We start from the raw sequence: 21,434 nt of genomic DNA, 5'->3' as shown, positions 1-21,434 counted from the left end.
TTAGTGCAACTGTGTGCATTGTTTGCGTCAAAAAATAAGGAAAGAGTGGACGTTGCATACTGGAAGTGCCGTAGCTTTTTTATCCGTGTTGTAAGAGTTCACAGAAACTCAGAGACGGTTGCTAAATGTATTCGCTTGACTCCCCGAGTATGACTCATTCAAGCGAGTACCAAATCCAAGCTATAACGATATGGAGAACAACAAATGGCTGGTGTTTTGGGAATGATTCTTGCTGGCGGTGAAGGCTCTCGTTTGAGACCTTTAACGGAATCTCGCAGTAAACCTTCGGTACCGTTTGGTGGTAGTTATCGATTGATCGATTTTGCTCTAAACAATTTTGTTAATGCGGATCTGATGCGCATTTACGTCCTAACCCAATTTAAATCTCAATCTTTATTCCATCACTTAAAAAAGGGGTGGAACATCAACGGCATTACAGACCGCTTTATCGATCCTATTCCCGCTCAAATGCGTACTGGTAAACGTTGGTACGAAGGGACGGCGGACGCGATCTATCAAAACCTGCGTTTTATGGAATTAGAGGAACCAGAGCAAGTTTGTATTTTTGGCTCTGACCATATCTATAAGATGGATATCAAACAAATGCTGAACTTCCACTCAGAAAAGAAGGCTTCTCTGACGGTATCTGCATTGCGCATGCCACTAAAAGAGGCGTCGCAATTTGGGGTTATCGAAGTCGATAGTGAAGGTCGTATGATTGGCTTTGAAGAAAAACCAGCAAATCCGAAGTCGATTCCTGGTGACCCTGATTACGCTTTAGTTTCAATGGGTAACTATGTTTTTGAAGCTCAGGTACTGTTCTCAGAGTTGGTCGAAGATGCGGATAATGAAGCTTCATCACATGATTTTGGAAAGGACATCATTCCAAAGATGTTCCCTAGAGGTGATGTGTTCGTGTATGACTTCAGTACCAACAAAATCAGTGGCGAAAAAGAAGAGGTGTACTGGCGTGATGTCGGAACTATTGATGCGTACTGGCAAGCGCATATGGATCTGCTAGAAAAAGATGCACCATTTTCGCTGTACAACCGTAAATGGCCATTGCATACCTACTACCCACCATTGCCACCTGCGACATTTACCGACTCTGATAATGGTCGTGTGCAGATAATCGATAGTTTAGTGTGTAATGGCAGCTATGTTAGAGGCTCAAGAATCGAAAAGTCGGTGCTTGGTTTTCGCAGTAATATTGCTTCTGCTTGCGATATCAGCGAATGTATACTTCTTGGTGACGTAAAAATTGGCGAAGGATGTGTTTTACGTCGTGTGATTGTCGACAAGGATGCCGATATTGCTCCTGGTACTCAGATTGGTGTGAATCTTCAAGAAGATAAAAAACACTTCCACGTGTCTGAGGAGGGCATTGTTGTTATTCCGAAAGGAGCTCGAGTTGGCTACTAACAACTTATCTATTCTGTTTGTAGCTTCTGAGGTTGAAGGCCTCATTAAAAGTGGTGGCTTGGCAGATGTTGCCAAGGCACTACCGGAAGCCCTTCAAAACCTACAGCAAGACGTAAGAATTACCATCCCTGCGTACAGCAGTATTGATAAACTCGCAGACGCAGAAGTTGTATTAGAAACAGAATTAACATCATGGCCGCATACGGAGTATCGAGTTTTGCGGCTCATGTTAGGTCAAAATCCTGTTTACCTGATTGATTGTCCGCCGTATTTCAATCGACCATCAATGTATGCGGAGAACAACCAAGCGTATACTGATAACGGCGAGCGCTTTGCGTTTTTTAGTGCAGCATGTCTCGATATGTTACCCAAGCTCGCCTTTCAACCTAATATCATACACGCGAACGATTGGCACACAGGTCTTGTTCCATTTTTGCTCAAGCACAGGTATGGCAATGATCCGTTTTTTGCTCATACTAAAAGCGTCATTTCAATTCACAATGCGGTCTTTAAAGGCGTATTTAGTTATGAAGACGTGCAGTGTTTGCCAGAGTTTCATTGTAGAAACGTTCCCGATGCTGCGGTGAGTGCAACGCATATTACGATGCTTAAAGCTGGTGTAATGAATGCAGATAAGATAAACGCGGTTAGCCCTACGTACGCAGAGGAACTAAAAACAGAGCTTGGCAGTCACGGCATGGCTTGGGAGTTTCAGCAACGCGCGCAGGACTTAGTCGGCATCTTGAATGGTTGTGATTACAGTGCTTGGAATCCGGAAACTGATACCTACTTGCCGGTTAATTACTGCGCCGACCAGCAAAGTATGTCGCAAGGGAAGAAAGCTTGTAAAAAAGCATTACAACAACGACTAAATTTGCCCGAAAAAAATGTAGCTATGTTCGGTATGGTTTGTCGGTTGACCCAGCAGAAAGGCGTTCATTACTTGTTGCCTGCTTTGGCCGATTTTTTAAAGCACGATGTTCAGCTAGTTGTCGTTGGGACCGGAGACCCTGTTCTTGCCGCTCAGTTACGAGAGGTTGCCGCGCAGTTTTCTAGCAAATTTGCCTTTGTAGAAGCGTATGACAATGAACTTGCGCATATCGTTGAAGCTGGTTCTGATTTCTTCTTGATGCCTTCTGAGTTTGAACCATGTGGCTTAAACCAAATCTATAGTATGGCTTATGGGACATTACCGATAGTACGCGGTGTTGGTGGCTTAAAGGACAGCGTTAGCGATTATGATGTAAACCCATCTGAAGCAACGGGGTTTGTTTTTTTCGAACCGACACCGCAGGCATTGTTGTTAACGATGCTAAGGGCACTGTTGCTCTACGCTCAAAACGAGCCTGAAGTGAATAAAGTACAGTTGCACGCGATGCAACGAGACTTTTGTTGGCAAAAGGCCGCAGAATCTTATTTGCAGCTTTACCACTCAGCGTTAGTTTGACTTAAAATTGTAACGAAAGGCACCGAATGAGGTGCCTTTATTATCTTGAGTAAGGGGAGTGTGGTAGGATGGCTTTTTACTCAATAGCACGATCTTTTTGATACTCAATATGACCCAGCCGCTACTTTTTCATAAAACCTATTTGCACCCTACTAGTAATGAGTGGGTTGTATTTGTGCACGGTGCTGGTGGTAGCTCTTCTATCTGGTTCAAGCAAATTAAAGCTTACAAGCAACACTTTAACTTATTGCTGATCGATTTAAGAGGTCATGGAAAGTCAAATCAGTTACTTAAAGAGCTCATTGCTAGCCGTTATACCTTTACGGAAGTTACCCAAGATATTTTGAAAGTATTGGACCATTTAAAGATCCAATCCGCTCATTTTGTCGGTATGTCGCTTGGTACTATTATTGTTCGAAACCTTGCTGAATTGTCATCAGAGCGCGTACGTTCGATGGTGCTCGGCGGTGCTGTCACAAGGCTTAACACTCGTTCTCAGATATTGGTGAAATTAGGTAATTTTTGTAAGCATATCCTACCGTACATGTGGCTCTACAAACTGTTCGCTTATATTGTTATGCCTCAAAGAAGCCAACGAGAATCTCGCCACCTTTTTATTCGCGAAGCCAAGAAGCTTTGCCAAAAAGAATTTAAACGTTGGTTTATTCTTGCCGCTGATGTAAATCCGTTAATGAAATATTTTAAAGATCGAGAGTTACCCATTCCGACTCTTTACTTAATGGGCGACAGGGATTACATGTTTATTAAACCTGTCAAAGAAATGGTTGCAGCACATAAGCTCAGCATTCTACGAGAAATCCCGAATTGTGGTCATGTATGCAATGTAGAGCGTCCAGAAGACTTCAATCAACACTCCATCGAGTTTATTAAACAGCAAGCTGTATGTGCTTAAAACTGAGTGCATCCACTGAATAGGAGAGCCGCTATAGCTCTCCTAGTTGATATCCACATTGCCAACATGCACCAAATTGCCCTTCGTTTATTTCATGACATTTTGGGCATTGCCAATCTTGATACTCATGCCTATCGGATTGTTTTCGATATGCTTTTACTATTTCTTCAGCTTTCATCTTTTGTGCCGTGTCAAAAAGCCACACATAAGGATCGGTATCATCACCAAACGGCAGTTCTCCTTTTAAGCCGAAAATACCTTCTCCGCGAACTTCACAGTAAATTTGTTCCACTTTAAGCAGCTCACATACAATGTGTGCTTCTGCTGGGTTTTTAGCGATAAATATTTTCATCAAAATACCCACTTCACCAATTACGAGTTTTGCTGACTTGGTGTCGGCCTTACTTTATTCATAACCCATTTAGTGATGATTGGAAATAGTCCCAATAGCGCAAAAGACGCTAATACTGCGGGTGAAACAATGCCCGATAGGCTTTCAATTGTTGCTAATTGAGTACCTGCATTCAGATATACGGCTGTGCCTGGCAGCATACCTATTTGGCTAGTGAGATAAAATCGACCTACAGACATCGGTGTTAAGCCCATCAGTAAGTTGATTAGAAAGAAAGGGAATACAGGGATTAGACGCAAGGAAAATAGATAAAAAGCTCCGTCTTTTTCGACACCTTGATTAATTGCGTTGAGTTTATTTCCGAATTTGTTTTGTACCCAGTCACGCAATAAGTATCGGCTGCTTAAGAAGGCCAGTGTTGCCCCCATAGTGCTAGCGAAAGAAACCAGTAGCAAGCTTGTCCAAAAACCAAATAAGGCTGCACCAAGTAAGGTGACTACTGCCGCTCCTGGGATAGAAAAAGCGGTAATTGCAATGTAGGTAAAAAAGTAAATCGCAGCCGAGAATACAAAATTCTGATCGATGTATGTAGTTAGTGCTTCTTGTTGGGCTTTTGCATTCTCTAAGGTTAAATACTGGCCAAAGTTAATACCTAAAAAGACGATAGCCGCTAGTAGGATGAGACCTAATATCAGTTTCTTATTCATAATTTTGATTCCAATTTGGGATATATGTAATAAGACAGTAGGAAAACCGAAAAAATTTCACAAAAAAACCGCAGATTAGACTGCGGTTTTACAAGATAGTTTTTAGGCCGACTTTTATTGGAGGCCGTTCATCAACTCATCTCGGCGAGCTTGAGGTACCACACTCCAATGAGTGCCGTTGATAGCACCTTCTAGTGCCCATAGCAACTCAATGTTGACGGTTGCAGAGTGCGTATCTCTTATCGCTTTATAGGCGTTAAGCGCACCTTCCTCTTCAAGCTTCTCTACGGATTCGGTGCCGGCTTTTTTTAGCATGCGCTCGGTAGCCAGTCGTAAGTTAGGCAAATCTTTCAAACGGTTAGGCTTTGTACTTGCTTGCTGTTCTTTCTCAAGCTTTGCCTTTTTCAATGATTGATTCGCTACTTCGATTAAGCGTTCGCTTGATTCCCATAAATCGCTGGAAATAGCGTAGTACTTTGTAACGACTGGAAAGCCACGTTTTTTATAAACGTAAGGCTTTAGCCCTTGTTTCTCGAAGTCAGATGAAGTTTTTTGGTCTGCTCTGATATGAAGCTGATTGTTTACCACTAGTGCAAACATTGTTTCATCAGCGAATAGTCCGAAGCCACCAAACATTGAGCGCGACTTGATATTACCAAGTGCCTCAAATAGCTTCATAGAGTCTTTGAGTATCGGTTTATCCATGTTTTGTTATCTCGGTGTAATTAATATTACGCCACCAAAAGTCAGGTCCGAGAGAGTAGCAAACATGCGTAAAAACAATGTCATTACAGAGTAAAGTCATTGCTTACACACTTGCCATCGGTAACCCCGCTACCTTCCATATCGTAATATGGTTCAGGCCGGAGGCTTTGCGTCCCACTCTTTCGAATGGTTTGCCCTGTGCGTGACACAATGAGCATACTTCTTATATTGAATTAACATCACGGTTTAGCGTTAAAAGTGTGATTTCGGTTCAATAAAAATGATAGATTGAATGCTCTATTTTGCATATGGAAAGGTGCAAATTGGCCTTTGAAAAGGAGTTCTTAATATATATTACATTTATATAAAACAGGGAGTTAACGTTAGTCAATTGTTATTAGAGTGGTGTGAAGTATTAGGGAATGCTTAATTTTTCCAAAAAAATAAGCGCCCCTGTAGAGCGCTTATTTAACACGGTTAAATACAGTAAAATTTAGTTCATTTTTTTCACAGTATTTCGAATTACAAGCTCAGGTTGCATTTCGAAAATTCGTTTTTCGTGTTCTTTATCTTTGATACGCTCAAGTAGAATTTCGAATGCATTTTTACCAACACGACGTTTAGGTTGGTGGATAGTCGTTAGCGGTGGAGAGAAGTATTCTGCAAGCTCGATGTTGTCGTAGCCGATCACTGAAATATCTTCAGGAATTTTGATCCCGTTTTGTTGCAAGCGGCTCATTAGGCCGAGAGCCATTGTGTCGTTAAAACAGAATACCGCCGTCGGGCGCTTGTCCATTGCGGTAATTTTATCTGCAACTAATACGGCCGTATCACATTCAAAGTTACCTTCAAGGATCCAGTCTTCATTTACAGCTAGGTTCGCTTCGCTCATTGCGCGACGGAAACCTGCAATGCGCTCTTGGCAAGCAAGCTTTTCAAAATGACCGCTTAGACAAGCGATATCCGTATGACCATTGTCAATCAGATGTTTGGTTGCAATGTAGCCACCTTCTTCTGAGTTATCCATGATCTTGTCTGCTTGTGAGCTCTCTGGGCCCCAATCCATGACCACTTTAGGAATGTCCGCATGACGGTCAAGCATCTCTTTTAGTTCTTCGGTTAAGTCAGAACACATCACTAGGATGCCATCAACGCGCTTTTCAGCCAGCATACGAATGTAATCGCGTTGTTTTTCGTAAATCCCGCCTGTGTTACATAAAATCAGAGTATAGCCTTGGCGGTAACAGTAGCTCTCAACGCCATCAATCACTTCTGAGAAAAATAGGTTAGTTGATTGAGTTACTAACATGCCAATCGTACGAGTTGAGTTGCATTTTAGGCTGCGTGCAACGGCACTTGGCGCGTAATTCAGCTCGTCAACGGCTTTCATTACTTTTTCTTGCGTTGCTTCTGCAACGAAACGCGTTTTATTGATAACGTGCGAAACTGTCGTAGTGGAAACGCCGGCTAAGCGAGCAACGTCTTTTATCGTGGCCATAAATGGTGTCCTGTATCGAGCTACTGAAATATGTCGTATTGGATGTACCTGATGCTCTAATGGTTTCACACCTAGCAATATAAAATTGGCGCTAAGTGTCTCGGCAGCGGTTGATCCAAGTGCGACAAAAGGGTACGTAGCAGCATCGGTCGATGAATTTTATCTTTTTTCTATCTGATGAGAAATTGCCATCAACCTGTTAAGAAAACACAAAAACCGCTATATTTCAGCGGTTTACATATAAATCATATTTAATCGTTTGCGCTCACATTTTAGCCCTATGTGGACTGACTAGCAATGTTTTCAGCAAGAGATTTGTGTATTTGAAGTCACATTTTGACTGCTAAATAACCAAGCGTCTTTGCGCTAAGTTAAGGCAAACGAATATTATACCCAAGTTACTTACAATTGGTCACTTTCAGGCATACAGGAAGCCCGATAGGCAGGCTCCCTAAAAATAGGCGGCAATTATTCACCAAGAAGGTAGGCGCTGTCTAGTTTACAAAATACAACTAATAGTTTCGCGACACTCGAGTAAAATCCAAATTCGTCGAATTTTTTACATTTGTCTGAAAACTGAGGTAACCAAGACATCAATTGTTGCTGGATAAAGTCGTTTTGTTTAACGAAGGCTTCTTCCATGTGTTTTTCTTGTTCAAGCTCGTTTGAGCGGATAATCATGTTCCCGAGAAAGTCGAGCTCAACGGCTAAGTGATCCGCAGGTTCCTTTAGGTTTTCGTCTACTTGAACGCCAAATTCAGACATCAACTTTTCCATTTCCTCAGCTGGCTTGTCATTCAGTAAACCTGATTCACCAATGTACATGGATGCGTAAGGAAGAGCGCCGTATTTTTCTGTCTTCAAAAACAGTTCACAAAAGTCAGCTGCAAGCTCTAGTTGTGCATCTTCACGATCTTGTAACCGATTCAATGCATCAACTAGGCTATCAACAGCTGGTTTCAGCGACTCATTTTCACCTAAACCTGCGAGAAAACTGCGAATTTCAACACTGTGATAGGCTTCCAATTCTTTCTCTGTTAGTTCTTTTGCGAACAAGCTCGAAAACCACCAGTAAATTTCAGCGCGTTTTTCATTAAAAGCTTTCACTTCTTGCATTTTGGGCTCCTGAATGATGCTTCAAGTCATGCATCACAAAGTCAATTAGGGATATCCCCTAAGTGTAATCAATTAAAATGAATAGCAGTAACTATAATTGTTATGTTTTATGGTCAAAAATGACCGTTTATTAATAGCAATGGGCAAGCTTGTTTTGAATCAATAAAAACGCTAAATCTTGCGTTTTAATGTATCTATGACTAGAAATGTTACTAGTTATGAATAGAATACGTCTTGGATAATAAGAAGACAGAAAAGTGGTGTAAATGAGCTATCACGTATTAGTCGTAGAAGATGATGTTGTAACTCGTAGTAAGCTTGCGGGATATTTCCAAAATGAGGGCTACCAAGTCAGCGAAGCAGAGAGTGGCGCAGAAATGCGTGAAGTTTTGCAAGCGGGCGATGTAGACCTGATCATGCTGGATATTAACCTGCCTGGTGAAGACGGCCTGATGCTTACTCGTGAGTTACGTAGCCAATCGGATATTGGTATCATATTAGTAACAGGACGCACGGATAGCATTGATAAAATCGTAGGCCTAGAAATGGGTGCTGACGATTATGTGACAAAACCTTTTGAACTGAGAGAGCTGTTAGTTCGCGTTAAAAACTTGCTGTGGCGTATTTCAGCAGCGCGCAGTGGCAGCTCGAAAGCGAATGAAACCAGTGAAGAGCACATTGTGCGCTTTGGGGAGTGGACATTCGACATTCAACGTCGCGCACTTAGCCGCAACGGTGAGCCAGTAAAACTAACTAAAGCAGAGTATGAACTTTTGGTGGCATTATCGTCTTATCCTAACCAGGTGTTAAGTCGTGAGCGTATTTTGAACATGATCAGCCATCGAGTGGATGCGCCGAATGACCGCACCATTGATGTTCTTATTCGACGTATGCGCGCAAAAATGGAGTTCGATCCTAAGAACCCACAGATTTTTGTAACGGTGCACGGCGAAGGCTATATGTTTGCTGGTGACTAGTTGGAACATAACTCAATCGTAAAAAGAAAAGGAGAGCTTCGGCTCTCCTTTTTTGTGGCTTCAAGATAATACTAGTTTGCTTCAACCATTGGTGTTTGGCCGACAGTATCACGCAACCTTTGCCAAATACTGCCCAAGTACTCATGCCAATAAAGCTCTGTTTGTTCTAAGTAACGCGCTTTAGGTGAGTATTTATCCCAAGGTTGACTTATCTCGCTAATAGCTAAGAAGTTGGTCGGGGCTGGGATTGGTTTAATGCCTGCTGCGTTGAACTCATACAATGCACGGCTCATGTGACTCGCAGAAGTGACTAACACAATCTCCTTTTGTTGAACGAATGCAGCCGCTTGACGCGCCTCTTCCCACGTATCTTTCGCATCTTCTAATAAAATGATATCGGATTTCGCGACTCCCAACGCAAGGGCAACGTTCGCCATCATTCGCGCGTGGCTAATTTCAGATCCGCCAGCATAGCCGGATAAGATTAATTTCGCGCCTGGATACATTCTTAAAATACGAATGCCCTCAGTTAAGCGCATTAATGCTGCACGGCTTAACTGCGAGGTGGGTGGAATTTCGTCATCGATAACATGACCATTCCCTAAAACCATCACGTAGTCGATGGTGCCAGAAACTGGCAAAAAGGCTTTATGCTCTCGCTCTAACGGCATAAGAAGCTTGGTTGAAACAGGTTGGAAGGCAACAAGAAAAATGCCAACAAAAGAGAATAGAACAACGAAGCAGCCAGTTTTACGTTTTGTAGTAAAACTAATGAGAGCAAGACCCAACAAGCCTATCAGCAGCAATGCCGGAAGGGGCATAAGCATGGCTGACACTACTTTTTTCAGCTCAAACATACATAAATAGTCCGAAAAAACATCAATTGATAATAAAAATGAGGGTATCCCTCTTTATTCCTGCTTTCCTTGTGCCAGAATAGCGGCACAATCCGTTATGATAACTCAGCAGAAGTGACAGAAGACCGCAATTTCGACGATATCGCCCACAAATTTGCAAAAAATATTTACGGCTCCGATAAAGGGGAGATCCGCCAAATCATTGTGTGGGAAGATTTTCTACAGATTCTAAGTGAATTAGATGCTGACCAGCAACCCCTAGAAGTGTTAGACGCTGGTGGTGGTTTGGCACAAATGTCGCAAAAGCTTGCTAAGCTCGGACATCGAATCGCTTTATGTGATCTATCTTCGGAAATGCTGCAGTTGGCTAAGCAGGATATTGAAAAAAACGGTTTGCTTGAGCAGTATCGCCTGATTCATTCGCCTGTCCAATCCATCGGTGAACATATGGATGTACAGGTCGATCTGGTTATGTTCCACGCTGTGATGGAGTGGCTGGTTGATCCTAAGGCCGCACTTGAAACAGTTCTAGAACAAGTAAAACCGGGAGGTATCGCATCAGTCATGTTCTACAACCACCACGGTTTAGTCTATAAAAACGTGGTTTGTGGCAACATTCCTCATATATTAGACGGCATGCCTCACCGAAAAAGATTTAAACTACAGCCGCAAAAAGGCTTAAAACCTGAAGAAGTCTACCAGTGGATAGAAAATTCAGGTTTTAATATTTGTGGCAAATCTGGTATTCGCTCATTTAGTGATTACATAGGCAATATGGAATACATGGGTGATTACGAGTTTGAAGATGTGTTGGCGCTAGAAAAACAACTTTGTCGACAAGAGCCATACCTCTCATTAGGCCGCTACATTCATGTGTGGGCTAAAAAGAACGATAAACAGGAATAACAATGAGTGAGATGACTCTCAATGCTGCAGAGCAACCAATCGATGAGCTGGTTGGCTGGGTTAAGCAGCACGATTTCTCGTTGAACCTGACCACAGAGCGATTGGCATTTTTGATAGCCATTGCCGTACTGAGTAATGAAAGGTTCGATGAAGAACTGGGTGAAGGTGAACTGCATGATGCATTTGCCATCGTCACTCGACTATTTGATGAGACCGGCGAAGCCTCCGCTTTTCGTGCGAACAATGCGATCAACGAGATGGTTAAGCAGCGTCTTATGAGCCGTTTTGTCAGTGAAATTACTGACGGAGCGAGCATTTACCGCTTGTCGCCATTAGCGATAGGAATAACCGACTACTACGTGCGTCATCGTGAGTTCTCAAAACTGCGTCTATCTATCCAGCTATCCATGGTAGCGGATGAAATGGCGAAAGCGATTGAGGCAGCACAAAAAGGTGGCACACCGGGTCACTGGAAGAAAAACGTATACGGTGTTTTAAAATATTCTGTAGGCGAAATCTTCGATCAAATTGACCTCAACCAACGTGTTATGGATGAGCAGCAACAGTCAGTGAAACAACAGATTGCTGACCTGCTTAACAAAGACTGGCGCGAAGCGATCAACAACTGTGAAGCACTTCTGTCAGAAACATCAAGCACGTTGCGTGAACTTCAAGATACGCTGCAAGCCGCCAGTGATGAACTGCAAACTCAGATCCTCGATATTCAAGAAATTGTTTACGGTGACCCTGAGCTGGAGTTTATCGAAGAAGCCTTGTTTGGTCTGCAAATGAAGTTGGACCGAATCACAAGCTGGGGCCAGCAAGCGATCGACCTTTGGATTGGTTACGACCGACACGTGCACAAGTTTATTCGTACTGCAATCGATATGGATAAGAACCGTGCGTTTAGCTCGCGTCTGCGTCAATCTGTCAAAGATTACTTCGATGCGCCTTGGTATCTGACTTATGCAGATGCGGAGAGGCTTTCCGACCTTCGTGATGAGGCCCTAGTACTGCGTGATGACGAGGTCACGGGTCAAGTTCCGATGGAAGTAGAATACGAAGAGTTTCAACAAGTCAATGATGAGTTGTCTGAACGAATTGGTGACATGCTAAAAGCGCATAAAGATCAAGGCACACCAATCGATTTGAGTGTGGTACTGCGAGATTACCTTGCACAGCACCCTTACACTCATCATTTTGATTTAGCTCGCATTATCGTCGATCAAGCTGTACGTCTAGGGTATTCAGAATCGGATTACCAAGCGATTCAACCAGACTGGAAAGCAATCAACGAATTTGGGGCAAAGGTACAAGCGAATGTCATCGACCGATACTAATGAATACATGTCAGAGAATCTGGCAAAAGCAATTTCTAACCCTCTGTTCCCAGCGCTAGACAGCATGCTTCGAGCAGGGCGTCATATCTCAAGTGAAGATCTAGACAATCACGCGTTGTTGTCGGATTTCGAACTTGAGCTTTCTTCTTTCTACCAACGCTACAACACCGAATTGGTGAAAGCGCCAGAAGGTTTCTTCTACCTTCGTCCTCGTTCAACGTCTCTGATTGGCCGTAGTGTTCTTTCTGAACTGGATATGCTGGTGGGGAAGGTACTGTGTTTCCTTTACCTAAGCCCAGAGCGTCTTGCGCACGAAGGCATCTTTACTAACCAAGAGCTGTACGACGAACTGCTTGCTCTAGCAGACGAAAACAAGCTGATGAAGCTAGTGACGAACCGTGCGACTGGTTCTGACCTTGATAAAGAAAAGCTGTTTGAAAAAGTACGTACGTCACTTCGTCGTTTGCGTCGCCTAGGCATGATCATCAACATCGGTGAAACCGGTAAATTCAGCATCAGTGAAGCGGTATTCCGCTTTGGTGCCGATGTACGTATTGGCGATGACATGCGTGAAGCGCAACTGCGTCTGATCCGTGATGGTGAAGCAGTAGTGCACACCAAAGAGCCAAGCCAAGGCAGCCTATTGTCTGAAGAAGATCAAGACGACCAAGCCCAAGAAGAAACGACAGAAGAGGGTGAAGCATGAGCATGATTGAACGCGGTAAATACCAATCGCTGACCATGGTCAACTGGAACGGCTTCTTTGCCCGTACGTTTGACATCGATGGTCTGGTCACCACGCTATCAGGTGGTAACGGTGCAGGTAAATCAACCACAATGGCGGCGTTCATCACCGCATTGATTCCTGACCAAACGCTACTGCACTTCCGTAACACCACAGAAGCAGGCAGCAGCCAATCGTCTCGCGACAAAGGTTTGTACGGTAAGCTACAGCCGGGCGCATGTTATGCGGCGCTAGATGTGGTGAACTCACGTAACCAACGCCTATTGTTCGCAGTAAAACTGCAGCAAGTTGCGGGTCGTGATAAGAAAGTAGACATCAAACCGTTTGTTATCCAAGGTCTTCCAAGCCATGTGAAACCAACGGATATCTTGATTGAAAGCGTATCAGCGACTCAAGCTCGTGTACGTCAAATCAATGAAGTAAAAGAATCAATCGCAGAATTTGAAGGCGTTCAATTTAAAGCCTTCTCTTCTATCGTGGATTACCACGCACAAATGTTTGAATTCGGTGTGATTCCGAAGAAACTGCGTAACTCTGGTGACCGTTCTAAATTCTACCGCCTGATCGAAGCATCGCTTTACGGTGGTATCTCAAGTGCGATTACCCGTTCGCTACGTGACTACCTTCTGCCACAAAACGGCGGCGTGAAGAAAGCGTTCCAAGATATGGAATCGGCGCTGCGTGAAAACCGCATGACGCTAGAAGCGATCAAAACTACGCAAGCAGACCGTGACTTGTTCAAACACTTGATCACAGAGTCGACTAACTACGTGGCAGCGGACTATATGCGCCATGCTAACGAGCGTCGTAAAAAACTAGAACAGACATTGTCTTTGCGTTCAGAGTTATTTGGTTCTCGCGAGACCTTGATTGAGCAAAACAATCTGCTTAATCGCGTTCAAGAAGAGCTGGAACTGCTGATCGAATCAGAATCTTCTTTAGAGCAAGACTACCAAGCGGCTTCTGATCACTTGCAACTGGTGCAAAACGCGCTGCGTCAGCAAGAGAAGATCGAACGCTACCAAGAAGATCTTGAAGAGCTGAGCGAGCGTCTTGAAGAACAAATGATGGTAGTCGAAGAAGCGCAAGAACGCGTGATGATGGCTGAAGAGCAAGCTACCGTTGCAGAAGAAGAGGTGGATAGCCTTAAGACGCAACTTGCTGATTACCAGCAAGCTCTTGACGTTCAGCAAACTCGCGCCCTTCAATATCAACAAGCAGTTCAAGCGCTGGAGAAAGCGAAGCAACTACTTGGCGATGACAGCCTAACGGCGGAATCGGCTCAAGCGCTTGTCTCTGAGCTTAAGAACAAAGAATCAGAAAGCACCAATGCGTTGCTATCGGTTAAGCACAAACTAGACATGTCTTCTGCAGCGGCAGAGCAGTTTGAAACCGCGCTTAAACTGGTACAAAGCATCGTTGGTCAAGTTGAGCGCAAAGACGCGTCTGAGCATGCGAAAACCGCAATTGCGAAAGCGCGTGAGTCACAACAAATTGCACAAAACGAACAACAATGGCGAGCACAACACCGTGATCTCGAACGCAGCCTTAACCAGCAGCGTCAAGCACGTGAACTGGTTGCTGAATACAAAAAGCAATATCACGTTGAACTAACCGATGAGGTTACGTTTGAACAAGAACGTGAACGTCATGCGACGCAAATCGAATCACTAGAGATAGCTCAAGAAGAAGTTCGTGATCAGCGTGGTGAACAGCGCCGTCTAGAGCAAAACGCGGTGGCAGAAATCAGTAAGCTTGAAGCAATAGCACCAGCTTGGATCGCGGCGAACGATGCGCTAGAGAAACTGAGAGAGCAGAGCGGGGAAGAGCTTGAGGGTCGCCATGCGGTAATGAACCACATGCAAGTTGTCCTTGAACAAGAAAGGGAGCTGTCTTTAGCTAAAGATAAGCTTGCTGAGCGCCGTAACCAGCTAGACGCTGAGATTGAGCGTCTTGCTTCTCCTGGTGGTTCAAATGACCCTCGCCTGAAAGGTTTGGCTGATACACTGGGCGGCGTATTGCTGTCTGAGATCTACGATGACATCACGATTGATGACGCGCCTTACTTCAGTGCGATGTACGGTCCGGCTCGTCACGCTATCGTTGTTTCTGACCTGTCAGGTATCGAAGAGAAACTGGTAGAGCTAGACGACTGTCCAGAAGACTTGTACATCATTGAAGGTGACATCGATGCCTTTGATGACAGCTCGTTCGATGCAGAAGAGTTAGAGGGCGCGGTTTGCGTTCGTATGAACGATCGCCAAATGCGTTACTCCCGCTTGCCTGAGATCCCATTGTTTGGCCGTGCGGCACGTGAGCAGCGTCTAGAGTTGCTGCGTAACGAACGAGAAGAAGTGGTAGAGAAACACGCAAAAGCGGCGTTTGATTCTCAGAAAATGCAGCGCTTGTACCAAGCGTTTAACCTATTTGTGTCTAACCACATTCAGGTTGCTTTTGACGCCGATCCAGAACAAGCACTGGCAACTATTCGTGATAAGCGTAACCAAATTGCTCGCGTGTTGGCGGATCTGGATGTGAAAGAGCAACAACAACGTTCTCAGCTTCAAACCAGCAAGCAAGCGTTGTCTTCTCTGGACAAGCTAGCGTCACACATGGTGCTTGTTGAAGATGAGTCATTGCAAGCGCGTTTTGATGAGCTAGAAGAGAAAATCGCTCATCTTGCAGAGGCAAAAAACTTCTTAAACAACCATGCAAAAGCCGTCACGCAATTAGAGAATATTGCGTCTGCGCTTGATGCTGACCCAGAGCAATTCGATGCACTAGAAGCAGAATACAAAGCGGCAGACGAGCGGCTACAAGATCTTAAGAAGCAAATCTTTGCACTCTCGGATCTCGTTGAACGTCGTCACTACTTCGCTTACTCAGATTCAGTAGACCTACTGAACAAGAGTAGCGAACTGAGTGAGCAGCTAAAAGCTAAACTGGTTCAAGCTGAACAAATGCGTACTCGCTCTCGTGAAGAGTTGAAGCAATCGCAGGGTCAAATGAACCAATACAACCAAGTATTGGCATCATTGAAGAGTTCACACCAAGCGAAACTGGAAACGGTTCAAGAGTTCAAACAAGAACTTCAAGAGTTTGGTGTTAATGCGGACGAAGGTGCGGAAGAACGTGCAATGCGTCGTCGTGACGAACTGCACGAGCGTCTACACACGTCTCGCAGTCGTAAGAGCGAATACGAGCGCACGATCACCTCTACTGAACTAGAGATGAAAGGCTTGGCGAAACGTCTGAAGAAAGTTCAGAAAGAATACGTTGAGCTACGTACGTTCGTGGTTGCAGCGAAAGCTGGCTGGTGTTCAGTACTTCGTCTGGCGCGTGAGAACGATGTTGAGCGTCGTCTACACAAGCGTGAACTGGCTTATATGTCAGCGGATGAACTGCGTTCAATGTCGGATAAATCACTGGGTGCGCTGCGTCTCGCGGTTGCGAACAATGACGACCTGCGTGATGCGCTGCGTCTATCAGAAGACAATGCACGTCCAGAGCGTAAAGTTCTGTTCTACATCGCGGTTTACCAACATCTTCGCGAGCGCATTCGTCAGGATATCATCCGTACTGATGATCCAGTTGAAGCGATCGAAGAGATGGAAGTTGAGCTAGCGCGTCTAACGGAAGAGCTAACCCAACGTGAAAACCGCTTAGCGATCAGCTCTGAGTCAGTAGCGAGCATCATTAAGAAGACGATTCAGCGTGAGCAAAATCGTATTCGTATGCTGAACCAAGGCCTGTCGAATATTTCGTTCGGTCAGGTGAAGGGCGTACGTCTAAACGTGAAGATCCGCGAAAGTCACGAAGTGCTACTGAACGGCCTAGCGACACAACAAGAGCAGCATAAAGACCTGTTTGAATCGACTCGCTTTACCTTCTCTGAAGCAATGGCGAAACTGTTCCAACGCGTGAACCCACACATCGATATGGGTCAACGTTCACCTCAAGTTCTGGGTGAAGAGCTACTGGATTACCGTAACTACCTAGAGCTAAGTGTAGAAGTGAACCGTGGTACAGATGGTTGGCTACAGGCTGAGTCTGGCGCGCTATCAACAGGTGAAGCGATCGGTACCGGTCAGTCAATCCTTCTTATGGTTGTTCAAAGCTGGGAAGAAGAGTCTCGTCGTCTACGCAGCAAAGACATTGTGCCTTGTCGTCTGCTCTTCTTGGATGAAGCCGCGCGTCTGGATGCGAAATCGATCGCGACATTGTTCGAATTGTGTGACCGTCTGGATATGCAGCTTCTTATCGCGGCGCCTGAAAACATCAGCCCAGAGAAAGGTACGACCTACAAACTGGTGCGTAAGGTGTTTAAAGATCACGAACACGTACACGTGGTTGGCTTGCGTGGTTTTGGTCAAACGGATAAGCCTAAGACTGAAGCACAAGAGATGATTGAAGAGTTTGAATCGTAAACTTCGAATCTAACAAAACGCCCGCAATGAACGCGGGCGTTTTTGTATCTATTTACGAGGTAGGCTTCGAACAACATAAGACAAGCCGAGACTGTAGGACGGCAGTCTCGGCTTATTAGCGGAACTTAATGAGGAAGCGACGTTTATTCCTCTGGAATATCGTCCCTGACTTCGATCATTTCAGCAAGTTCTTCAAGTGCTTGGACAGAAAGCTCAGACAAGCGTTGTAGGTGTTGGTCTAAGCTCTCTTGTTCTTCAAGCTCTGGTTCATCATTATTTGTTTCTTTTATTAGCATTTCCCAACCTCTCAAGTTGAGTAAGGGGAGCTCTCATCATACTCAAAAGGCAAAGTAGAAAAGAAACGATCTATGTTGATTTTGTTAGCTCGATCATTGATTCAACTTATATATGAGAAGGATGTGTTTAATAAGGAGAGCAAGTGCAAGGTTTTTGGATGCGGGAACAAAAACGCCAGTAATCATGACAATTACTGGCGAGTAATAACGAACATTATGTCGGAGGGTTAGAACAACGGCTTCACACCGAATTGCTCTGCCGCGTAAGCGACGCGTTCAATCGGTTTTGGATACTCAGCAGGTGTGCCAAGGCTCTCTATGTGTTTCAAACGAGGAAGCAAGCCTGCACCATTAGCGATTTGGATTGCCAGACCAGGGCGAGCGTTAAGCTCTAAAACCATAGGCCCTTCATCTTTATCCAGCACCATATCCGTACCCATGTATCCCAAACCTGTCATTTCCCAGGCACTTGACGCAAGCTCCAGCAAGCGCTCCCAATGCGGTACTTGAAGGGTCGAAAGGTCTTTACCTGTATCAGGGTGATGAGTCACTGGATGATCGAACTGCACCGCTCTGACGGCTTTACCTGTCGCGATGTCAATGCCTACTCCTACCGCACCTTGGTGAAGGTTTGCTTTGCCGTCGGAAGCCGCTGTAGAGCAGCGCATCATCGCCATAACTGGATAACCTTTAAATACGATGATCCGAACATCTGGTACGCCTTCATAACTGAAGCCATCAAAACAGTCATCAAACTTGATTAAGTTTTCAACCACAGCAACGTCATTTTTACCACCAAGAGAGAAAAGGCCAGCAAGCGCATTACTAATGTGACGCTCGACCTCATCCCTACCAATTGTAGAGCCGGAGGGTTTGGTATATACCCCGTTTTTATGAGACGTAACAACCAGAATGCCTTTACCGCCACTACCTTGTGCAGGTTTGATTACAAAACCAGGCCAGTTCTCAACCATTTTGTGGATAGTCTTAACTTCAGCTTGGTTATGAATGACACCGATCAGGGCAGGAACTGTTGCTCCTGCTGCCTGTGCAATAATTTTGGTCTTTAGCTTGTCATCGACAAGTGGGTATTTAGAACGATCATTGTAACGGCCAATATAGCTGTGGTTACGCTTGTTCATCCCCATAATGCCTTTATGGCGAAGCTTAGACGGCGAAGTAAAACTTTCGAACATCGTTTAGTCCTCCGCTAGTGGTTTGAAGCGTCGTAGCTCAGTGAGGCGGTAACCTGTGTAAGTACCTAGTAATAGAATACCGGCCAGAACAATCAACTGTAGACCAATGAAGTTAAAGGTTAAGTGTTGAATGTATGAGTTCGTCATTGCAAGGTAAACTAATACCGCTGTCAGCAATGAACCACCACCTTGCAGAGCAACTTCCTTCGCACCTTCTTCTTCCCATAGGATTGACATACGTTCAATCGTCCAAGACAAGATGATCATAGGGAAGAAGGTAATTGTTAGGCCTTCCGTTAAGCCCATCTTAAATGCAACAACGGTGAACACCGAGATGATCATGATAACGGTAATAATGACCGCAGATATCCTTGCTACCAGCAATAAGTTCAACCTAGACAAATAGCTTCGAATAATCAGGCCTGTACCTACAATTAGCAAGAAACCGACAATACCCGTTAATAGTTGAGTTTGAACAAAAGCAACGGCAATCAACACAGGCATGAAGGTACCGGATGTTTTCAGGCCGATAATCACACGCAAGAACACAACGATCAGAGCACCAATAGGGATGAGCATGATGGTTTTGAACATCGCTTGCTCTTCCAAAGGTAGGCTATGAATTGAAATATTCAGTAATCCATCTGCTTCTATTTTGTTGTTTGTAGCTTGTTGTGGTGTCATTTCTTGCTTAATCATCGAGAAATGCACTTGGCTATTTTTACCACCAACAAGGTCAAGTAAGGATACGTTTGATTCATCCCACACTAACAAGTTGGGTTTCACTGCTTTTTGTTCGGATTTTGGCGAAAACAGTACCCAATCTTTACCTGACCAAACCTGAACCATTGGTTGAATTGTTTGGCGTCGACGACCATCTTCTAGTTCGATAACACCGACGGTTTTGCTTTGTATACCTGCGGTAAGCAAAATATTATGCAGTGCATCAGTACGGCTGAAATCGTTCAGTAGTAGCGACGAGTTTTGGCTATCTGGGTCATTAAGCGCTTTGATAAGCTCACGAGTAAACGTCACATTATCGGCTGAGCGACTCATCGCACGTTCGATAAGGGCATTTGCCGCTGCTGCTTGTGGTGCTGATAGCGTTGGTGGCGTAATGTCTTCCGTTGGCGGTAAAGGAGTGACTTTAGCCTGAGGGTCTACTAAGAACTGGGCTTTGTAGTATATGGTTTGTGGCCCTTGAGCTTGGCGAATTGACCATTCTGCACGACGGCCTGAATCGTCATTGATGTAGGAAACGCCATAACCTGATGAGGAAGCAGATTCACCGATAAGTGTGTAACCACTTTGTGTATGAGGTGCTGCAAGTGACGCTTTTACTTCGTTGCCGTTAGCATTGAACTCAATACGAGCTTCTACATCCCATACCTGGCGAGTTTCGCCTGGCGTCCAAGGCACGCCGTAGTTTTCATGTCTGAAAACACTCAGAGCAATGCCCGCAATCACCAATAAGATGATAGAAAGGTAAAACGGTATTTTTGACGTCATAATCTACCTTATTATTTTTTATCTTCGTCCGTTTGGATATAGGTACGACTTACATCGACAAGTGCTATGTCGCGCATAAATTCTCTACCCAGTAAAATAGGATGGTTCATATGTGAGCGATCTGCCAACGTAAATTGCGCTTTTTCATGAATTTTTCCAACGCGCACCCAAAGTTCTACCACAGCGCGGCGTTCTAACTCTTCACTGGTAACCTGGCGGATTTTGACGTAGCGAATGACAGGAGCTTCGATCCAAGTACTTTTCTCTTCTTCGGATTTACTGGTGTCTGCTAAGTGGAATCGGACCCATTTTTTGCCATTTCTTTCGAACTCTTCAATATCAACGGCATTTAAAGACGACGTCGCGGCACCAGTGTCGATACGTGCATCAAAAGTTTGCTTAATCGACTCTACAGTGACCTTTTCGATAGAGCCAAGGACAATATCGTGAGTTGGGGTTGGTTCCACAGGAGCGGGAGATTGGACAATAATCGGCTCTTTCGGTTTTTTTACTTCTGCCATTGCTTCATCGCGAAATGTAAGAAGTTCAACCTGTAGTTTATCGACTTGTTCTTCAAGGCTGTCGATATAGTCCGATTGGTTGCTGAGCTGTAGCTCTAGGTTGGTAATGCGATTATTGACATTCGCTTCTGAATTTTGAATCGCCGCTAACGTTTCTTGGTGGTACTGTTCGCCTTTGGTTAGTGAGCATCCAGATAGTAAGGCGATGGCAACAATCGGGGTCAATCGTAATAACATTGAAAACCTTGGGATTGGATTAAGTTGTTTATTTTTTAGGAGTTTAGCTTATATCGATAAAGCCTCACAAGTAAGAATGTTTCTCTATTACTTATTGTTTGAGGAATAGTGATGAAAAGCCAAAAATCAAGGACATAAAAGCGCATCCTTATTTAGAGCGTGCTTATATTTTGACGTGAAAAATGGATTCAAAAATCAAACTCGCTCATTACGAGGAAAGAGGGTAATGTCTTAACTCGTAAAATGAGTTAAGACAATGTCAG

18 protein-coding genes and 1 riboswitch are annotated in these 21,434 nt (G+C 44.4%); of the genes, 8 read left to right on the top strand and 10 right to left on the bottom strand.

The features are described 5' to 3' along the window. Positions 1–204 precede the first annotated feature (204 nt). The 3 genes from glgC to R8O10_RS15670 all read left to right on the top strand — a co-directional run bounded on the left by glgC (position 205) and on the right by R8O10_RS15670 (position 3,782). A complete protein-coding gene (gene glgC, locus R8O10_RS15680; protein WP_005378352.1) occupies positions 205–1,422 on the top strand; it encodes a glucose-1-phosphate adenylyltransferase in 1,218 nt (405 codons plus the stop codon). After that, a complete protein-coding gene (gene glgA, locus R8O10_RS15675; protein WP_017634725.1) occupies positions 1,412–2,869 on the top strand; it encodes a glycogen synthase GlgA in 1,458 nt (485 codons plus the stop codon). Before glgC ends, glgA begins: the two co-directional genes overlap by 11 nt. A gap of 109 nt (positions 2,870–2,978) precedes the next feature. Then, the gene (locus R8O10_RS15670) at positions 2,979–3,782 is read left to right on the top strand and encodes an alpha/beta fold hydrolase (RefSeq protein ID WP_017820032.1); all 804 of its coding nucleotides are present in this window, start codon (positions 2,979–2,981) and stop codon (positions 3,780–3,782) included. A 31-nt stretch (positions 3,783–3,813) separates the two neighbouring features. Here the strand turns inward: R8O10_RS15670 and R8O10_RS15665 are convergent, their stop codons facing one another. The 5 genes from R8O10_RS15665 to torD all read right to left on the bottom strand — a co-directional run bounded on the left by R8O10_RS15665 (position 3,814) and on the right by torD (position 8,160). After that, a complete protein-coding gene (locus R8O10_RS15665; protein WP_017820033.1) occupies positions 3,814–4,134 on the bottom strand; it encodes a DUF2007 domain-containing protein in 321 nt (106 codons plus the stop codon). A gap of 20 nt (positions 4,135–4,154) precedes the next feature. Next, a complete protein-coding gene (locus R8O10_RS15660) occupies positions 4,155–4,841 on the bottom strand; it encodes a TVP38/TMEM64 family protein (RefSeq protein WP_005378366.1) in 687 nt (228 codons plus the stop codon). A 114-nt stretch (positions 4,842–4,955) separates the two neighbouring features. Then, on the bottom strand, positions 4,956–5,546 hold the full coding sequence (locus R8O10_RS15655; RefSeq protein ID WP_318191544.1) for a TfoX/Sxy family DNA transformation protein: 591 nt from the start codon (positions 5,544–5,546) through the stop codon (positions 4,956–4,958). Positions 5,547–5,662: 116 nt separating this feature from the next. Further along, positions 5,663–5,752, bottom strand: a riboswitch (cyclic di-GMP riboswitch). A gap of 287 nt (positions 5,753–6,039) precedes the next feature. Next, positions 6,040–7,044 carry an HTH-type transcriptional repressor PurR gene (purR, locus tag R8O10_RS15650; RefSeq protein WP_005378368.1) on the bottom strand — a complete coding sequence of 335 codons (1,005 nt, stop codon included), beginning with the start codon at positions 7,042–7,044 and terminating at the stop codon, positions 6,040–6,042. Positions 7,045–7,512: 468 nt separating this feature from the next. Beyond that, positions 7,513–8,160: a molecular chaperone TorD gene (gene torD / locus R8O10_RS15645; RefSeq protein ID WP_318191543.1), complete on the bottom strand. Its 648-nt coding sequence runs from the start codon at positions 8,158–8,160 to the stop codon at positions 7,513–7,515. Positions 8,161–8,426: 266 nt separating this feature from the next. Between torD and torR the strand changes: the two genes are divergently transcribed. Beyond that, on the top strand, positions 8,427–9,137 hold the full coding sequence (torR, locus tag R8O10_RS15640; RefSeq protein ID WP_005378370.1) for a two-component system response regulator TorR: 711 nt from the start codon (positions 8,427–8,429) through the stop codon (positions 9,135–9,137). 71 nt (positions 9,138–9,208) lie between these two features. On the opposite strand, the gene elyC is transcribed toward torR, so the two are convergent. Next, on the bottom strand, positions 9,209–9,994 hold the full coding sequence (gene elyC, locus R8O10_RS15635) for an envelope biogenesis factor ElyC (protein ID WP_005387893.1): 786 nt from the start codon (positions 9,992–9,994) through the stop codon (positions 9,209–9,211). Positions 9,995–10,108: 114 nt separating this feature from the next. Between elyC and cmoM the strand changes: the two genes are divergently transcribed. Genes cmoM through mukB form a run of 4 tightly spaced genes read left to right on the top strand, consistent with a single transcriptional unit; the run spans position 10,109 to position 17,412 of the window. Further along, positions 10,109–10,900 carry a tRNA uridine 5-oxyacetic acid(34) methyltransferase CmoM gene (cmoM, locus tag R8O10_RS15630; protein ID WP_025998624.1) on the top strand — a complete coding sequence of 264 codons (792 nt, stop codon included), beginning with the start codon at positions 10,109–10,111 and terminating at the stop codon, positions 10,898–10,900. A 2-nt stretch (positions 10,901–10,902) separates the two neighbouring features. Then, on the top strand, positions 10,903–12,240 hold the full coding sequence (gene mukF, locus R8O10_RS15625; RefSeq protein ID WP_017634722.1) for a chromosome partition protein MukF: 1,338 nt from the start codon (positions 10,903–10,905) through the stop codon (positions 12,238–12,240). Continuing rightward, positions 12,221–12,946, top strand: coding sequence for a chromosome partition protein MukE (gene mukE, locus R8O10_RS15620; RefSeq protein WP_005378379.1), 726 nt, complete (start codon positions 12,221–12,223; stop codon positions 12,944–12,946). Before mukF ends, mukE begins: the two co-directional genes overlap by 20 nt. A gap of 2 nt (positions 12,947–12,948) precedes the next feature. Beyond that, positions 12,949–17,412 carry a chromosome partition protein MukB gene (gene mukB, locus R8O10_RS15615; RefSeq protein ID WP_258478476.1) on the top strand — a complete coding sequence of 1,488 codons (4,464 nt, stop codon included), beginning with the start codon at positions 12,949–12,951 and terminating at the stop codon, positions 17,410–17,412. 143 nt (positions 17,413–17,555) lie between these two features. Here mukB and R8O10_RS15610 read toward each other — a convergent pair whose 3' ends face one another. The 4 genes from R8O10_RS15610 to R8O10_RS15595 form a co-directional block, all read right to left on the bottom strand. Beyond that, positions 17,556–17,708 (bottom strand): hypothetical protein, encoded by a 153-nt coding sequence (locus tag R8O10_RS15610; RefSeq protein ID WP_005378381.1) that lies wholly within the window; start codon positions 17,706–17,708, stop codon positions 17,556–17,558. 227 nt (positions 17,709–17,935) lie between these two features. Next, positions 17,936–18,904 (bottom strand): alpha-L-glutamate ligase-like protein, encoded by a 969-nt coding sequence (locus R8O10_RS15605; RefSeq protein WP_005378387.1) that lies wholly within the window; start codon positions 18,902–18,904, stop codon positions 17,936–17,938. Positions 18,905–18,907: 3 nt separating this feature from the next. Then, positions 18,908–20,413, bottom strand: a complete 1,506-nt coding sequence (locus R8O10_RS15600) for an inactive transglutaminase family protein (RefSeq protein WP_005378389.1) — start codon at positions 20,411–20,413, stop codon at positions 18,908–18,910. A gap of 11 nt (positions 20,414–20,424) precedes the next feature. After that, positions 20,425–21,171 (bottom strand): ATP-dependent zinc protease, encoded by a 747-nt coding sequence (locus tag R8O10_RS15595; protein WP_005378391.1) that lies wholly within the window; start codon positions 21,169–21,171, stop codon positions 20,425–20,427. Positions 21,172–21,434 lie beyond the last annotated feature (263 nt).

This window comes from Vibrio sp. 1727, from assembly GCF_033344415.1.
Lineage (GTDB): Bacteria > Pseudomonadota > Gammaproteobacteria > Enterobacterales > Vibrionaceae > Vibrio > Vibrio alginolyticus.
This window is presented reverse-complemented; position numbering and strand designations above follow the sequence as displayed.

Coding starts and splice junctions, on each gene's coding strand:
- glgC (WP_005378352.1), top strand. CDS start 205: ATGGCTGGTGTTTTGGGAATGATTCTTGCTGGCGGTGAAGGCTCTCGT.
- R8O10_RS15670 (WP_017820032.1), top strand. CDS start 2,979: ATGACCCAGCCGCTACTTTTTCATAAAACCTATTTGCACCCTACTAGT.
- R8O10_RS15665 (WP_017820033.1), bottom strand. CDS start 4,134: ATGAAAATATTTATCGCTAAAAACCCAGCAGAAGCACACATTGTATGT.
- R8O10_RS15660 (WP_005378366.1), bottom strand. CDS start 4,841: ATGAATAAGAAACTGATATTAGGTCTCATCCTACTAGCGGCTATCGTC.
- R8O10_RS15655 (WP_318191544.1), bottom strand. CDS start 5,546: ATGGATAAACCGATACTCAAAGACTCTATGAAGCTATTTGAGGCACTT.
- purR (WP_005378368.1), bottom strand. CDS start 7,044: ATGGCCACGATAAAAGACGTTGCTCGCTTAGCCGGCGTTTCCACTACG.
- torD (WP_318191543.1), bottom strand. CDS start 8,160: ATGCAAGAAGTGAAAGCTTTTAATGAAAAACGCGCTGAAATTTACTGG.
- torR (WP_005378370.1), top strand. CDS start 8,427: ATGAGCTATCACGTATTAGTCGTAGAAGATGATGTTGTAACTCGTAGT.
- elyC (WP_005387893.1), bottom strand. CDS start 9,994: ATGTTTGAGCTGAAAAAAGTAGTGTCAGCCATGCTTATGCCCCTTCCG.
- mukF (WP_017634722.1), top strand. CDS start 10,903: ATGAGTGAGATGACTCTCAATGCTGCAGAGCAACCAATCGATGAGCTG.
- mukE (WP_005378379.1), top strand. CDS start 12,221: ATGTCATCGACCGATACTAATGAATACATGTCAGAGAATCTGGCAAAA.
- mukB (WP_258478476.1), top strand. CDS start 12,949: ATGATTGAACGCGGTAAATACCAATCGCTGACCATGGTCAACTGGAAC.
- R8O10_RS15610 (WP_005378381.1), bottom strand. CDS start 17,708: ATGCTAATAAAAGAAACAAATAATGATGAACCAGAGCTTGAAGAACAA.
- R8O10_RS15605 (WP_005378387.1), bottom strand. CDS start 18,904: ATGTTCGAAAGTTTTACTTCGCCGTCTAAGCTTCGCCATAAAGGCATT.
- R8O10_RS15600 (WP_005378389.1), bottom strand. CDS start 20,413: ATGACGTCAAAAATACCGTTTTACCTTTCTATCATCTTATTGGTGATT.
- R8O10_RS15595 (WP_005378391.1), bottom strand. CDS start 21,171: ATGTTATTACGATTGACCCCGATTGTTGCCATCGCCTTACTATCTGGA.